This is a genomic window from Granulicella aggregans (assembly GCF_014203275.1).
In the GTDB taxonomy this organism is placed as follows: Bacteria; Acidobacteriota; Terriglobia; order Terriglobales; family Acidobacteriaceae; genus Edaphobacter.
The window spans coordinates 402,601-416,473 of record NZ_JACHIP010000002.1 but is presented as its reverse complement, the minus strand read 5'-3'; the positions used below and the strand labels follow the sequence as shown (position 1 = coordinate 416,473).

13 protein-coding genes are annotated in these 13,873 nt (G+C 60.4%); 7 read left to right on the top strand and 6 right to left on the bottom strand.

Features of this window, described 5'->3' with window-relative positions; genetic code table 11:
- The first annotated feature begins 14 nt into the window (after positions 1-14).
- Genes HDF16_RS07170 through HDF16_RS07160 form a run of 3 tightly spaced genes read left to right on the top strand, consistent with a single transcriptional unit; the run spans position 15 to position 2,467 of the window.
- Positions 15-1,055: a M23 family metallopeptidase gene (locus HDF16_RS07170; protein ID WP_348641264.1), complete on the top strand. Its 1,041-nt coding sequence runs from the start codon at positions 15-17 to the stop codon at positions 1,053-1,055.
- Between the two features lie 31 nt (positions 1,056-1,086).
- On the top strand, positions 1,087-1,923 hold the full coding sequence (gene kdsA, locus HDF16_RS07165; protein WP_348641263.1) for a 3-deoxy-8-phosphooctulonate synthase: 837 nt from the start codon (positions 1,087-1,089) through the stop codon (positions 1,921-1,923).
- A 31-nt stretch (positions 1,924-1,954) separates the two neighbouring features.
- Positions 1,955-2,467: a VOC family protein gene (locus HDF16_RS07160; protein WP_184214933.1), complete on the top strand. Its 513-nt coding sequence runs from the start codon at positions 1,955-1,957 to the stop codon at positions 2,465-2,467.
- On the opposite strand, the gene HDF16_RS07155 is transcribed toward HDF16_RS07160, so the two are convergent.
- A complete protein-coding gene (locus tag HDF16_RS07155; RefSeq protein ID WP_184214931.1) occupies positions 2,457-2,840 on the bottom strand; it encodes a DUF6979 family protein in 384 nt (127 codons plus the stop codon). The genes HDF16_RS07160 and HDF16_RS07155 overlap by 11 nt on opposite strands.
- 83 nt (positions 2,841-2,923) lie before the next feature.
- On the opposite strand from HDF16_RS07155, the gene HDF16_RS07150 reads away from it, so the two are divergent.
- Positions 2,924-3,616, top strand: a complete 693-nt coding sequence (locus HDF16_RS07150; RefSeq protein ID WP_184214929.1) for an ROK family protein — start codon at positions 2,924-2,926, stop codon at positions 3,614-3,616.
- A 9-nt stretch (positions 3,617-3,625) separates the two neighbouring features.
- Here HDF16_RS07150 and HDF16_RS07145 read toward each other — a convergent pair whose 3' ends face one another.
- Genes HDF16_RS07145 through HDF16_RS07130 form a run of 4 tightly spaced genes read right to left on the bottom strand, consistent with a single transcriptional unit; the run spans position 3,626 to position 9,977 of the window.
- Positions 3,626-4,081, bottom strand: coding sequence for a DUF1641 domain-containing protein (locus tag HDF16_RS07145; protein WP_184214927.1), 456 nt, complete (start codon positions 4,079-4,081; stop codon positions 3,626-3,628).
- Between the two features lie 18 nt (positions 4,082-4,099).
- Entirely contained in the window at positions 4,100-7,123 is a 3,024-nt protein-coding gene (gene fdhF, locus HDF16_RS07140) for a formate dehydrogenase subunit alpha (protein ID WP_184214925.1), read from the bottom strand.
- Between the two features lie 49 nt (positions 7,124-7,172).
- Positions 7,173-8,534, bottom strand: coding sequence for a flavin monoamine oxidase family protein (locus HDF16_RS07135; protein WP_281383425.1), 1,362 nt, complete (start codon positions 8,532-8,534; stop codon positions 7,173-7,175).
- 15 nt (positions 8,535-8,549) lie between these two features.
- A complete protein-coding gene (locus HDF16_RS07130; RefSeq protein WP_184214921.1) occupies positions 8,550-9,977 on the bottom strand; it encodes a CCA tRNA nucleotidyltransferase in 1,428 nt (475 codons plus the stop codon).
- A 50-nt stretch (positions 9,978-10,027) separates the two neighbouring features.
- Here HDF16_RS07130 and tsaD point away from each other — a divergent pair, with 50 nt between their 5' ends.
- From tsaD to cysS, 3 genes are all read left to right on the top strand, one after another.
- The gene (tsaD, locus tag HDF16_RS07125) at positions 10,028-11,182 is read left to right on the top strand and encodes a tRNA (adenosine(37)-N6)-threonylcarbamoyltransferase complex transferase subunit TsaD (RefSeq protein WP_184214919.1); all 1,155 of its coding nucleotides are present in this window, start codon (positions 10,028-10,030) and stop codon (positions 11,180-11,182) included.
- 66 nt (positions 11,183-11,248) lie between these two features.
- Positions 11,249-11,626 carry a hypothetical protein gene (locus HDF16_RS07120; protein WP_184214917.1) on the top strand — a complete coding sequence of 126 codons (378 nt, stop codon included), beginning with the start codon at positions 11,249-11,251 and terminating at the stop codon, positions 11,624-11,626.
- An 80-nt stretch (positions 11,627-11,706) separates the two neighbouring features.
- Positions 11,707-13,203 (top strand): cysteine--tRNA ligase, encoded by a 1,497-nt coding sequence (gene cysS / locus HDF16_RS07115; protein WP_348641262.1) that lies wholly within the window; start codon positions 11,707-11,709, stop codon positions 13,201-13,203.
- A 136-nt stretch (positions 13,204-13,339) separates the two neighbouring features.
- On the opposite strand, the gene HDF16_RS07110 is transcribed toward cysS, so the two are convergent.
- Complete coding sequence (locus HDF16_RS07110; RefSeq protein ID WP_184214915.1) at positions 13,340-13,729, bottom strand: response regulator; 390 nt, start codon at positions 13,727-13,729, stop codon at positions 13,340-13,342.
- Positions 13,730-13,873: the final 144 nt, after the last annotated feature.

The window sequence follows — 13,873 nt, the reverse complement described above, 5'->3', positions numbered from 1 at the left end:
GCGCAGGTCGTCGTTTGAATCTGTTGAAGAAGCGCCATTACATCCTGTTTGTCAGCACTGACGATAAAGGGGCGGTCACCAAGGTTCCGGTTCCGATGCACTACGCCTATATCTTCGTGGCGGCGGCGGTGATCGGCTTGTTCACGGTGACGGGCCTGGCAGGATCGTACTCCCGGATGCTGGTGAAGATGTCGTACTTCAACCAGGTTCGGAAGGACCGCGACCTTGCGCGCGCTGACAATGCTCATCTGACCGAGGCGCTGCATCAGAAGGAAGTTCAGACAGCCTCGTTGGGATCGCTGGCGACCGAAGTCTCGGCGCTGTACGGATTTACCGCGAGCAAACTCTCCCAGGTACATCTTGGCGGACGGGCCAGCAAGTCCGCCGGCAACGCTGCGGCGAACCTGGTCGCGACGGCGCCGCTCGCTGTGGCTGCAGGCTCCGACGCTGCTCTGACCGACGAGAGCTACTTCAAGTCACTCGACACCTTCTACGCCCTGCGCACCTCCGCTATGAGCGGCAGCGCTGCCCGCGAACTTACCGGAAACACCTTCGGCCGCACTACGTTCCTCAGCGATCCTGACGCCGGCATCGTCGGCGACTCCTTCGACTCGCCCGGCGGCATCCCCTCGCTCTGGCCGGTGATGGGTAACATCAGCTCCAGCTTCGGCCAGCGTGAAGACCCCGTCCTCGGCAACGGCGACGGCGAGTTCCACAAGGGCCTCGACATCTCCGCGCCAAGCGGCACCCCGGTCCGCGCCACCGCAGACGGCACCGTCAAGCTCGCTGGCATGGTCAACGGCTACGGTCGCGAGGTCATCATCGACCACGGCCATGGCCTCGAGACCTGCTACGGCCACTTGTCTGCCTTTGCCGCCATGCCCGGCGAGACGGTCGTCCGTGGCCAGGTGATCGGCTACGTCGGCCACAGCGGTCGCGTCACTGGCAACAACCTCCACTATGAGGTCCGCATCCGCAACACCCCGGTCAATCCACATAAATACCTGCGCGAGACGATGGCTGAGGTCGGGAGCCTGCCCCCGGCTGGCAACTAAGCGCAGCCCGCAGTTATGTTCCAATAAAACTGTGAGCCACACCTTCGAAATCAGCACCCCTGCAAACAAAGTCTCCGTCGGCGACGGCAGTCTCTTCCTCATCGCTGGACCCTGCGTGCTCGAGTCCGAGCCTCATGCCCGGATGCTCGCCGATGAGATCCAGCGCATCACCGATGACCTGAAGATTCCTTACATCTTCAAGGCCAGCTATGACAAGGCGAACCGCACCAGCATCCACAGCTTTCGCGGCCCGGGCCTTGTTGAAGGCTGCCGCGTTCTCCGCGCCATCTCCGAATCCACCGGCTTGCCTGTACTGACGGATGTCCACACCCCCGACGACTGCGCCCGCGTCTCGGATGCTCTTGGCGACTCCGAGATCGTCCTCCAGATCCCCGCCTTCCTCTGCCGCCAGACCGACCTACTCATCGCCGCAGCCAAGACTGGCCGCCCGGTGAACGTAAAGAAGGGCCAGTTCGTCGCTCCTGCGGACATGAAACACGCCGTGCAGAAGCTCCATGACTCGGGCAACGACCGCGTCTTTCTCACCGAGCGCGGTGCCAGCTTCGGCTACAACAACCTCGTCGTCGACATGCGCTCGCTGCCCGTCATGCGCGGCTTCGCCCCAGTCGTCTTCGACGGCACCCACTCCGTGCAGACCCCGTCCGCCGGGAACGGCGTAAGCGGTGGCCAGCCGGAGTTCATCCCCGTCCTCGCCCGCGCAGCAGTAGCGGCGGGCATCGACGGCATCTTCCTCGAGGTCCACAACAATCCCGCCGAGGCCAAGTCCGACGGAGCCAATGCACTCAAGCTCGACCACCTCAAGCCGTTGCTTGAACAGCTTCTCGCGATCCACGCCGCAATCGCCTGAACCTCTGCGACAGCGTGCTCATCGAATCTCTATGAGCACGCCCGCACCCCCCGTTCCGACAATCCACCCCGGCACCCGCATAGGCCACGTCCACCTGAAGGTCGCCACCATCGACCGTTCGCTCGCCTTCTACCGCGATGTTCTGGGCTTCGAGGTTAAGCATCGCTTCGGCGACTCCGCCGCCTTCATCGCGGCGGGCGACTACCATCACCACATCGGCCTCAACACCTGGGAGAGCGCAAGTGGCTCGCCGCCCGCACCCGGAACGACCGGCCTCTATCATCTTGCGATTCTCTACCCGGACCGTGCCACGCTCGGCAACGCTCTGCAGCGACTGATCGACGCGGGCATCTCGCTCGATGGGGCTTCCGACCACGGAGTAAGCGAAGCCCTCTATCTCCGCGATCCGGACGGCAACGGAGTAGAGCTCTATCGCGACCGTCCCTTCGAAGACTGGCCGCGACTGCCGAACGGCGAGCCCACCATGTACACACGCCCGCTTAACCTGGGCAGCCTGCTCGCCGATCAAACGCCTAAGCCGTAACGATCAGCCCGTTCTTCCAAAGCGCCATCACCACGTCCAACTGCGCGGCATGCGGAGCTTCGTCGCCCTCGGCCACCGCAGTCCACAGAGCGGGAATTGTTTTGTGCGTTCCTGCCCGCAGCAACTCGACCGCCTTTACCGCGTACTCTTTGTTTCTGTTTTCGGCACCAGGCTCAGCGACGGCCACGCCCTTCACCACTCCGGCTTCGCACAGCCCAAGGAAGGCGGACTTGGGCGCGCTCTTCTTCTGCATGTAAGGTTTATCCGGATAGAGCTGGCGTACAGCTGTGTCCCATCTCTGGGCAGCGGTCACCTGTGCTGGTACTTCAAGGCGGGCAGCAATCAAAGCCGCTTCGCCGAACTTATTGGCCATTCGATTCCTCAATCTCTAACTGTCAGTTTCAATTGTAGGCACTCCATCCACATCCCGCACCAAAGCCCTGTATTCTGGTCGTCATGAACGTTCTGGTCATCGACATTGGCGGCACAAACATCAAGGTTGCATCCACAGAGAACCGGGTCCCCATAAAGATCCCTTCAGGTCCGCACCTCACCGCCAAGATCATGGTCGATGACGTTCTGGCAGCCACCAAGAACTGGAACTACGACTGCATCAGCCTCGGCTACCCCGGTCCGGTGAAAGATGACGCCCCAACCATGGAGCCGCACAACCTAGCTCCGGGTTGGATCGACTTCGACTACGCCGAGGCTTTCAAGAAGCCTTACATCTTTATGAACGATGCTGCGATGCAGGCACTGGGTGGATACAAGGGTGGCCGAATGCTCTTCCTCGGCACCGGCACCGGCCTGGGCTCCGCGCTGATCATCGATGGCAAGATCATCTCGCTCGAACTCGCGCACCTGCCCTACAAGAAAGGCCTCACCTACGAGGAGTACATCGGCGTAGCTGGCCTCGAACGGCGCGGGAAGAAGCGCTGGCGGAAGTCTGTGCTCGACATCGTCACTCGTCTACAGGCGGCGATGGTCTGCGACTATGTGCTGCTCGGCGGCGGCAACGCGAAGCTGATGCAGGACCTTCCTCAGCACGTCATCCTTGGCGCAAACAGCAATGCCATCGACGGCGGTATCGCCGCGTGGGATGGGGTGAAACTCTCTGCCGCCAAGAGGAAGTTGAATAAGAAGTCGTAACCGCTCGAGCTACTTTATCGACCGTCCTAGACCCTGCAGCAGAAGCGTCATAAACGAAAGCCCTCGCCGGCTGTCCGCACTGGTGGAGCGCCGGAAAAGTTGCCATAGAGAAGGCGGCTGGCGCTCTGCCTGGTGCTCTTGAGTCGCCGTTGTCAGGACAGCGCTCAAGTTGTCGAGGATCTCGGGGTCAAGCTGCCCCAGCAGCTTTACCGTTGCCAGCAGATTTCGTATGGATGCAATTCCTTCCGGCGTCTTTGCATACTTCGCGATCGTAATGGCGATGGTGTCCTTCGCCGATACCATCCCGTCGAGTAGATCAAGGATTCCCTGATCGTGCGCGGTCTGCAGGAGATCCCACAGCACCAGCAGCGCCTCGCCATGTTCGACAGGAGCGGCCTCGAGGCGCTTCTGCAACTCCTTCTTGTGATCCACCGGAAGCGGCTTGAACGTAAGCGGTGCGGCCATCGAAGACTCCTGAACTTCCTAAACGTGGGTTGAAACGATCTGTACCAGCTTGTCCGATGGCTTCGATCCTGGGATGTGATAGTCAGAGCGGGCCCATTTGCGTTCGATCTCGACGCCCATCGTCGGCGTGCGCGTGCCGTAGCGGAAGTTCTTGCGTGGCAGCGGATTCTCGCCCTGCTCGGGCAGGACTGTCATAGAAACTGCGGTCTCCTTGAACGCAGGAGTATGCGTCTGTCGGTCGGTGTGGCTGCTGGTCAGATTGTTCACCGGTTGGTCAACCGAGTTCAGTGACATATAAAGCTGCTTGCCCTGCACTCGATCGGACACCAGTACCTGCACCCGCACCCGCCCATAAGGGGAGGCAAGCTGCACATGTCGTCCGCTGGTGATGCCGCGTTCCTCCGCAAGCTCCGGAGACACCTCGACAAAGCTGTTAGGCGTGATCTCGTGGATACCAGCGGTGCGCCTCGTCATAGAGCCCTGCTCAAAGTGCTCAAGCAGGCGCCCGTTATTCAGGTGCAGGTCATAAGTCGAACTTATCTCCTCCGATGGTTCGATCCATGTCACGGGAAAGAACCGCGCCTTGCCATCGGGGAAGTTGAACTTGTCGGTAAATAGAAGCGGTGTATCCGTTCCATCCGCATGAACCGGCCACTGCAGGCTGTTGAAGCCTTCAAGCCGCTCATAACTGACGCCCGCAATCAGCGGCGTCAGAGAGGCCGCTTCCGCCATGATCTCCGACGGGTGTGTGTACTTCCAATTGCCGCCCATGCGATTCGCGATCAGTTGGATGATCTCCCAGTCGGGCTTCGACTCGCCCAGCGGTTCAAGCGCCTTGTAGATGCGCTGAATGCGACGTTCGGTACTGGTGAAGGTGCCGTCTTTCTCGAGCGACGTTGCTGCGGGAAGCACCAGGTCGGCATAGCGGCAGGTCTCGGAGAAGTTGATGTCCTGCACCACGAAGAACTCTAGCTGCGCCAGCGCCTTAGCTACATAGCCCGCATTCGAGTCCGACGTGACCGTGTCTTCGCCCTTGATATACATCGCCTTCAGCGACCCATCAAGGATCGCGTCGATCATCTGGTGATTATCCTTGCCCGTCGACGTGGGAAGCGTCACGCCCCAGCCCGCTTCGAACTTCGCGCGGACGGCTTCGTCTTCGACCTTCTGATAGCCCGAGTAGACATTGGGCATCGATCCGAAGTCGCTCGCCCCTTGCACATTGTTGTGCCCGCGCAGTGGATAAGCTCCCGCACCCGGACGCATGTAGTTGCCCGTAAGTAGCAGCAGGTTCGAGAGCGCGGTCGCAGTGTCCGATCCGCCGCAATGCTGCGTCACGCCCATCGCAAAGAGAATGCACACGCCATCCGCAGCAGCGACTTCGTTCGCCACCGTAATCAACGTCGCCTGCGGCACGCCGGTGATCTTCTCTGTGTACTCCAGCGTGTAGGGTTCGAGTGACTTCGCAAACTCGTCGAAGTGGTTCACCCACTTCGTGATGAACTCCGGCTTATGCAGCTTGTGGTCGAGGATGTACTTCGCCACGCCGTTCATCCACACCGAGTCCGTTGACGGATTCGGCCGGAAGAAGATGTCTGCCCGCTCTGCCATCTCGTGCTTCCGGATGTCGGCAACGATCAGTCGCTGGCCGCGAAATTTATGCGACCGCTTGATGCGAGTGGCGAGTACGGGATGGTTCTCCGCTGGATTCGCGCCGACGATGAAGACCAGGCCCGCGGTCTCGATATCGGAGATCGAACCGGAGTCGCCGCCGTAGCCCACGGTGCGCTGCAGTCCCATCGTTGCCGGGTTCTGGCAGTAGCGCGCACAGTTATCCACGTTGTTCGTGCCGATCACCGCCCGCGCCAGCTTCTGCATCAAGTAGCTCTCTTCGTTGCTCGTCTTCGAAGAAGAGATGAAGGCCAACGCATCCGGCCCGTGGTCGCGCATCACCTGCTTGAACTTCTTCTCGATTACATCGAGCGCTTCGTCCCAGGTGATCTCGCGGAAGTGATCGCCATCACGCAGCAGCGGATGCACCAGGCGATCCTCGGCGTTCACGTGTCCCCACGCAAACTTACCCTTCACGCAGGTTGAGATGCCGTTCGCCGGCCCATGTGTCGGCTCGATCTTCAGGATATGCCGGTCGCGCGTCCACACCTCGAAGCTGCATCCCACCGCGCAGTAGGTGCAGACGGTCTTAGTCCGCTTCACGCGCTCGTGGCGCATCTCCGACTCCATCTCGGAGAGCGCCAGAATCGGCCCGTACCCGATCGGCGGCTCAACCCCTTTGACCACCTCGATCATGTCGTGAAGGGCTTCATCGGGGAGATTCGTTAGATACCCCGCATGGCCAAGCATTGACTTCTCCATCAGCGCATTGCATGGACAAACCGTCACGCAATGGCCGCACGAGACGCAGCTTGAGCCTTCGATCTTTTCGCCACCATCCCATAAGACGCGCGGGTTATCCGACGCCCAGTCAATCGTCAGCGTCTCATTTACCTGCACGTTCTGGCACGCCTCCACGCAGCGCCCACACAAGATGCACTGGTCGGGGTCGTAGCGGTAGAACGGGTTCGACATGTCCTTCTCATACGGCTTCGGCGTATAAGGTCGCGACTGGTGCTTCACATCCAGCTCCGCGGTCGTATTGTGAACGGTGCAGTTCTGGTTGTTGTTGTCGCAGACCGTGCAGTAGAGCATGTGGTTTTTGAGGATGCGATCGAAGGCCTCTCGCTGTGCGATGTCCACGGCTTCGCCTTCGGTCGAAACATTCATCTGCGCCGTGACTTCAGTAGAGCAAGCTCGAACCAGGGATCCATTCACGCTGACCATGCAGGTGTCGCAGCTTTGAATCGGGCCCATCTGTGGCAGGTAACAGACTTGCGGCACCTTCTTGCCGTGCTCGCCGGCCGCGCGATTCAGGGCTTCTACAAGAAGCTCTCCCGTACGCGCGGGAACTTGCTTGCCGTTCAGGATGAGGTGGACATCGGTCTCGGTCGGCAGCGGGGTGTTCAGCAGGCGCTTCATAGAGTTCATCCTCGTTCAGATGGGAAGAAGTTTCAAGGCGTTAGCCGGTCGCGTTAGGTTACGAAGTCGCAAGAGCCTCGCGCCCGGCCAAAATCTGGGCAGCCGCGCGCAATCCTGAACTCAGCGCGGCATGGACGGTTCCCCAGTGACCGTCGGTCGTAGTGTGCTCTCCGGCGAAGTAGATTGTGTCAGCGATTGGTTCAACGAACTTTTCCGGCGCATCGATTCCTCTCTTTGCGATATAGCTGTATGCGCCCGCGGCCGAGATGTCTGCCGACCAATCGTGCAGGTAGCAACCGCTTAGCTGATCGCGAATGGATACCGCGTCAAGCTGAAAGGCCTCTGCGAGGACAGCGCAAGCTTGTTCGCCTACCGCCTCCACACTCAAGCCTGCCAGCGCGGAACTTCGCGGGCCGCCGACCCATCCTGTGATCGTGTTGCTGGCTTCAGGATGCGGCGTCCACCATACGGGCGGTATCTTCGCCGGCGTAAAAAGAAAGCTCAACTCGGCGAGTGCGGGTTGCGGCGGAAGCTCCCTCCAGAAGCGCTCCTTGAAGACCAAGGTGAAGCGGGCGGCATGGCCCATCCGGATCGGTCCGTCGATGGCGAGCAAGTCCCGAATGCTGGCAGGTAGTGCAGGGCGAAACTCCGGCTCTCCGCGCTGCAACACGCCAAGTGGCAACGCGATAACGATGCGTCGGGCAGAGAAGCTCCGCTGATCTTCGCCCTTGCCTGCGATGGCGAGAACCCTTCCCTCGCTCCACTCGAGCCGCCGAACTCGCGTGTTTGGAAGAATCTGCCCACCGAATTCCTGCACCTTCGCCGCAAGGAATCTAGGAAGCTGGTCATAACCGCCGGTGATGTGAAAGGCCCGGTCTCCCTCGATGGCGTCTTCTGCTTTCTGCTGGAATCCCAATGCGGCGATACTGATCACGTGATGGTCAGCCGCATTGAATCCTTCCACAAAGCCAATGGCGGCTGCGCAGGCCTCTTCGGAGAGGTGCTTCGTCGCAAGAAACTCCGCGAAAGAAAGATCCGGCCCGGAGTGATCTTCCAGTTCTTCAAGCACCACAAAAGGGCTTTTGGGTTGACCAGAGTCGTCATCATCCTGCTCATCAGAGCGCAGCTCGCCATGCTGAAAGCGCACGGTCGAGCCATCCCGTTCCACAAGTTCGAGCCCGGCCTCTTTAATCAGAGCCAGCAGCTGTGGAGGCTGACCATGAATGAACTCCGCCCCCAGCTCAACAATTTCATCTCCAACGTGACGAGTAAAGATTCGCCCCCCAACGCGGTCCTCCGCCTCAAGTACCAGCACTCGTTGACCGTCGATGGCCAGCGCGCGAGCAGCAGCCAACCCCGCCATTCCTGCGCCCAGCACCAGCACGTCAGCGTCGTTTTCTTTCTGATCTTTTTCGCTCATGCTTCCAGTTTGCATTTATGCCGAGGTGAGTGTCGTGAACGCTTGCGGAGGAGCTCCGAACCGCTCCTTCAGGATGGCAAGCGCCTCTGCGCGAGTATTCACGACGCCGTCAAGTTGCGCATCCTCGGCAAACTCAAGCATCTCTTTGAACTGCACCCCCGGGCGATATCCGGCGACGATAAGGTCGCGCCCGCTGACGAACGGCTTGGGCCGCGCAGATTCCTCCGGATCTTCGTGAAAGTGCTGCTTGGCGAACTCATACAGGCTCAGGTTGCCGTTCGAGGATAAGACATCCATGCGGTGAAGTTCAAGATGCTCCTCGAACTTCGGCATCCGCAGGAAGCGCTTCAAAGTCGCCTGGCGCATGTTCAGGATGTCACCAAAACGCATGTGATTTTTCACCAGCGCGACGATCTGCTCGGCATCTTCGTTTGAAAAGCGCAGCCGGTGCAGGATCACCTCGGCCATGCGGACGCCTACCTCAACGTGGCCATTAAAACGTATGCGGTCGCCCGCAACGCCGGGCTTGGGCGGAGTGAACGTGGCCGGCTTGCCGATGTCGTGCAGCAACGCACCCCAAGCCAGCGTCGGCGAAACTCCCGCAGGCAGCTTCTCCAGCAGCAGCATCGTATGCACCCAGACATCGCCCTCGGGGTGATATTGCGGAGGCTGCTCGACGCCCTTCAACTTCGTCGCCTCTGACAGAACGTGCCCCAGCAGGCCGGACTCGTCCAGCAACTCAAAGGCGCGGCGTGCATGGCCCTCGGTCAGCATCATCGTCAGCTCTGCCGCGATCCGTTCGATGCTCACCTTGGTGATGCTCGCTGCCTGGGCACGAATCGCCGCCATGGTCGCCGGGTCGATCTCGAACTCCAGTCGCGCGGCGAATCGCACCGCCCGCAGCATCCGCAGCTTGTCCTCGGCGAAACGGGTCGCGGGATCTCCGATCGCGCGCACGATCTTCGCTTCGAGGTCAGCGCGGCCACCCACAAAGTCCAGCACCGACGCATCAAGGTTGCTGCTCTCGTCAAACGCGATGGGATCGAGCAACATACCGTTGATCGTGAAATCGCGCCGGACAACATCTTCCTTCGGGTCTGTTGAGAACCGTACCGCGTCAGGCCGGCGGCCATCGGTGTAGATGCCGTCGTTGCGGAACGTCGCGACTTCTATATCAGTCGGATTCTCATCGGTGTCTGTCTGCACCAGAACCACGCCGAAGTGGGCTCCGACGGACTTCGTCCTCGGAAAAAGCGCTATGACCTCATCCGGCGTCGCGCTCGTTGCCACGTCGAAATCTTTAGGTGTCAGGCCTAACAGAAGGTCGCGAACGCAGCCCCCTGCGAAGTAAGCCTGGTGGCCGGCGTTACGAATGGCCTGGGAGACGGACAGGGCAGCCCTGTACTCAGGGCCGCTACAAAATGCTTTTGAATCGGGTGCCATCAACTTCCTCTTATGATGGTTAGATGCGGGAAAGCGACGGAACAGCTTCCATGGGAACTGGGTTAATCCTCGGCATCGAAAGCTCCTGCGATGAGACCGCGGCGTCAGTCGTGCGCGACGGACAGTGTGTTTTATCGAACATAGTCGCCTCCCAGGTTGAGCTTCACGGCAACTACGGCGGCGTCGTCCCCGAACTCGCCTCCCGCGAGCACCTCCGCAACATCCTTCCCGTCGTTCGCCAGGCCATGCAGGAGGCCAACGTCACCTACGCCGATCTCGACGCCATCGCTGTGACCGAGGGTCCCGGTCTGGCAGGAGCTCTCCTGGTCGGCATCACCTTTGCGAAGTCTCTCGCCTTCGGCCTCGACAAGCCGCTGATCGGCGTCAATCACCTCGAAGGGCACATCCATGCCGTGGTGATGCAGGGAGAAGGGAACAGGGAGAAGGAAGAGTTACCGTTGCTTGCGCTGGTAGTCTCCGGCGGCCATACGCATCTCTACCTCGCGTCGCATGACGAACAGAGCTGGCACTATCGCAATGTCGGCCGCACGGTCGACGACGCAGCCGGCGAAGCCTATGACAAGGTCGCCAAGCTGCTCGGCCTCGGCTACCCCGGCGGCCCGTGGATGGACGCGCTCGCCGCCCACGGCAACCCTCGCGCCGTCACCTTCAACTTCGGGCAGATCACGCCGCGGCCCGGTGCCGTTACGCCGAACAAGAAGGCTATCGCCGAGCGCACCGGCCCGGTCTTCGACTTCTCTTTCAGCGGAATCAAAACCGCCGTCCTTCGCTACGTCGAAACCCACGCCATGAAGCCGTCCATTGGGATTCGCCACGCCGCGCTTGCCGCCAGCCCCGATCTCAGGCCCGCGGGAGCCGCCAGCCTCTGCGATCAGCAGACGCTCGACCTGATCGCATCGTTCCAGTACGCGGTCGTTGGCAACCTGATGCGCCAGAGCTTTGCCGCCGCCGAGGCCTTTGGCGTGCGCAGCATTCTCGTCTCGGGCGGTGTCGCTGCCAATCGGGAGCTTCGCCAACGTTTCACTGCGGAAGCAGAAAAGCGCGGACTCACGGTCGCTTTCCCCTCGCTCGCCTTGTCGACCGACAACGCCGCCATGATCGCCGCGGCAGCCTGGCCGAGGTTCCTCTCCGGTCAGATTTCGGACGACAGCCTCGTCGCCACCCCCCAGCTAAAATTAGGCTGAGTCCGAAAGCGGTTAGTATTCAGCAGCGAAACAGCCGGTACAAGGAGCGCCAACCTGAAGATCATCTTGCAGATATTGTTTGGCTTAGCTGTGGGAGCGATAGGACTGGCCTTGGCCTTTGCGCTCATGCGCCACGACGACACGGCCCCTTCAATCGCCTTTGCGTTTTTTCTCTTATTCCTGACTCTTCAGTGGATTTCAACCATCTCCTTCCCGCGCGATATGGTGCCGCGCTTCGTAGTGAGTTCAATTTTGTGTATGGCCAGTGCTTTGTGGTTGCTCCGTTCGAACTTCCCGATATTTTGGGAGCATGAAGATGAGCCACTGGTTTACTCCATCACCTGGCGCTCGGCAGTGGTTCTCCTCGTTCTTCTTGCGACTCCACATTGCGCCTCCTATCTGGCCTCTAGGTCAATCGAACGGTTTCGCCGCAGGGCCATATAGCCATCGACTAGAATCAAATAGGATTATTTTAGAAAGCGGACTGCACGGCGCAATCGCCCGGCAGCGGGTATTCTTTGCGCGTGTCTTCGGAATCTGAATCGCAACTGCAGCTCTTCAACACGCTTAGCGGTACGGTCGAACCCCTCGTTCCCGTCGGCGCTCCGGCGCTCCGTATGTACGCCTGCGGCCCCACCGTCTACGACTACGGCCACATCGGCAACTTCCGAACTTTCCTGCATGTCGATGTCCTGCGCCGCTTCCTGAAGCAGCAGGGCGTTCCCGTCCAGCACGTCATGAACATCACGGACGTCGACGACAAGATCATCCGCAACGCTGCCTCCGCCGGCAAATCCATCGAAGACTACTCCGCAAAGTTCGAGCAGGCGTTTTTCGAGGACATGGAATGGCTTGGCATCGAAAGGCCGGAGCACCTGCCGCGCGCCACCGACTCCATCCCTGAGATGGTCGCCCTCATCCAGAAGCTCGCCGAGAAGGACACCGCCTACCAGATCGAGGACGGAAGCTGGTACTTCCGCATCGCCAACTTCCCTGAGTACGGCAAGCTGGCCAAGAAGGATCTAGAAGGCCTCGAAGATGGCGCCCGCGTCGATAACGATGAGCACGAGAAGGACGCCGCCCGCGACTTTGCGCTATGGAAAGCAGTAAAGGGCGACGAACGTCACTGGGAGACTCCTCTCGGCCCCGGCCGTCCCGGCTGGCACATCGAGTGCTCCGCCATGGCGCGCAAATATCTCGGCGAGAGCTTTGACCTTCACGCCGGCGGCGAAGACCTCATGTTCCCGCACCACGAGAACGAGATCGCCCAGTCCGAATCAGCGACAGGTCACACCTTCGCGCGCCACTGGATGCACGTCCGCTTCCTGCTCGTCGAAGGCCGGAAGATGTCGAAGTCCGACAACAACTTCTACACCCTCCGCGACCTTTTGCTGAAAGGCTATCGCGCCTCCGCGATCCGTTTCCTGCTCATCTCGGTCCCGTACCGGCACCAGCTCAACTTCACCTTCGACGGCCTGATCGAATCGACCAACGCCATCGATCGTCTACGGACGTTCCACCAGCGGATGTTGAAGGGCGGCTTTGCTGCCGGTCTAAACCCCGAGATAGCCGCAGCCACGGCGAAGGCCCGCGCTGGCTACACGGCCTCACTGGCCAACGACCTGAACACCGCCGAGGCCCGCGCCGCCATCTTCGACCTAGTCCGCGCGGCGAACTCCGCCGCTGACGCTGGCACGCTGCAGTCTGAAAATGTCACTGAGATTCTTTCGGTGCTCACGCTCTTCGACGGCGTCTTCGCTGTCCTCACGGACAACGATGCTGCCATCACCCGCGAAGCGATCGCCTGGGCCGAGCGCGAAGACCGCATGGATGAGGTCGCTACAAACCTTGTCGAGAAGCTCGCGTTTTCGGACGCCGACATCGACGCCCTCGTCGCCGAACGCACCCAGGCCAAGAAGTCACGCAACTTCGCCCGCGCCGATGCCATCCGCAACGACCTGCTCGCTAAGGGCATCCTGCTCGAAGATGGCAAGGACGGCGTTCGCTGGAAACGCCAGTAACCAAAGGAACTCTTCGCCCGCAGATACCGCCCGCGAGCCACCCACCCAACCTTTGTCATCCCTCGCTGCTGTTGATCACAGTCTTCTCGTGATCAACAGCAGCGGAGGATCTACTTCTCAAGCCCTGCCCTAACGCCTACTTCCCCGGAAACAGCGGACTCAGCACCGCCCGTACCTGCTCCGCCGTAAACGGCTTCGAGATATTCCCCTTCGACCCCGCCGCCTTCGCCCGCGCCACGTGCTCGGGGCTGTTCTCCGTCGTAATCATGATGATGTGCGTCCCTGGGCAGAGCTTCTCTTTCTGGATACGCTCCATGAACTCCAGCCCGCTCATCTTCGGCATATTTGTATCGGTCACGATCAGGTCGTACTTCTGCTGGCTGCGCAGCGCGGAGCGCAGCACCTGGACGGCCTCAATGCCGTCCCCGGCATACTCAAACTGGTTGATCGCGGGGATCGCGGTATTCACCGCCTTCTGCACCATCTTCCGCAACAAAAGTGAATCGTCGATTATCAACGCACGCATCGAGCAAACCCCCGTCCTTCTACGCAGTTCATCGGCAGCACGCGCGCAGGGTTGAGAGGCTGGGATGAAACTTCCGATGGAGGGAAATGGGACACCACTAGCCCGAAGGTGTTCCATTTTTCTGCACCGTGCCGGTAATCCTCT

What these genes read in the sequence shown, in the direction of transcription:
- HDF16_RS07130 (WP_184214921.1), bottom strand. Translation starts at nt 9,977, where the DNA reads ATGGCACCCGATTCAAAAGCATTTTGTAGCGGCCCTGAGTACAGGGCT.
- HDF16_RS07135 (WP_281383425.1), bottom strand. Translation starts at nt 8,534, where the DNA reads ATGAGCGAAAAAGATCAGAAAGAAAACGACGCTGACGTGCTGGTGCTG.
- fdhF (WP_184214925.1), bottom strand. Translation starts at nt 7,123, where the DNA reads ATGAACTCTATGAAGCGCCTGCTGAACACCCCGCTGCCGACCGAGACC.
- HDF16_RS07110 (WP_184214915.1), bottom strand. Translation starts at nt 13,729, where the DNA reads ATGCGTGCGTTGATAATCGACGATTCACTTTTGTTGCGGAAGATGGTG.
- HDF16_RS07150 (WP_184214929.1), top strand. Translation starts at nt 2,924, where the DNA reads ATGAACGTTCTGGTCATCGACATTGGCGGCACAAACATCAAGGTTGCA.
- tsaD (WP_184214919.1), top strand. Translation starts at nt 10,028, where the DNA reads ATGGGAACTGGGTTAATCCTCGGCATCGAAAGCTCCTGCGATGAGACC.
- HDF16_RS07155 (WP_184214931.1), bottom strand. Translation starts at nt 2,840, where the DNA reads ATGGCCAATAAGTTCGGCGAAGCGGCTTTGATTGCTGCCCGCCTTGAA.
- HDF16_RS07145 (WP_184214927.1), bottom strand. Translation starts at nt 4,081, where the DNA reads ATGGCCGCACCGCTTACGTTCAAGCCGCTTCCGGTGGATCACAAGAAG.
- HDF16_RS07160 (WP_184214933.1), top strand. Translation starts at nt 1,955, where the DNA reads ATGAGCACGCCCGCACCCCCCGTTCCGACAATCCACCCCGGCACCCGC.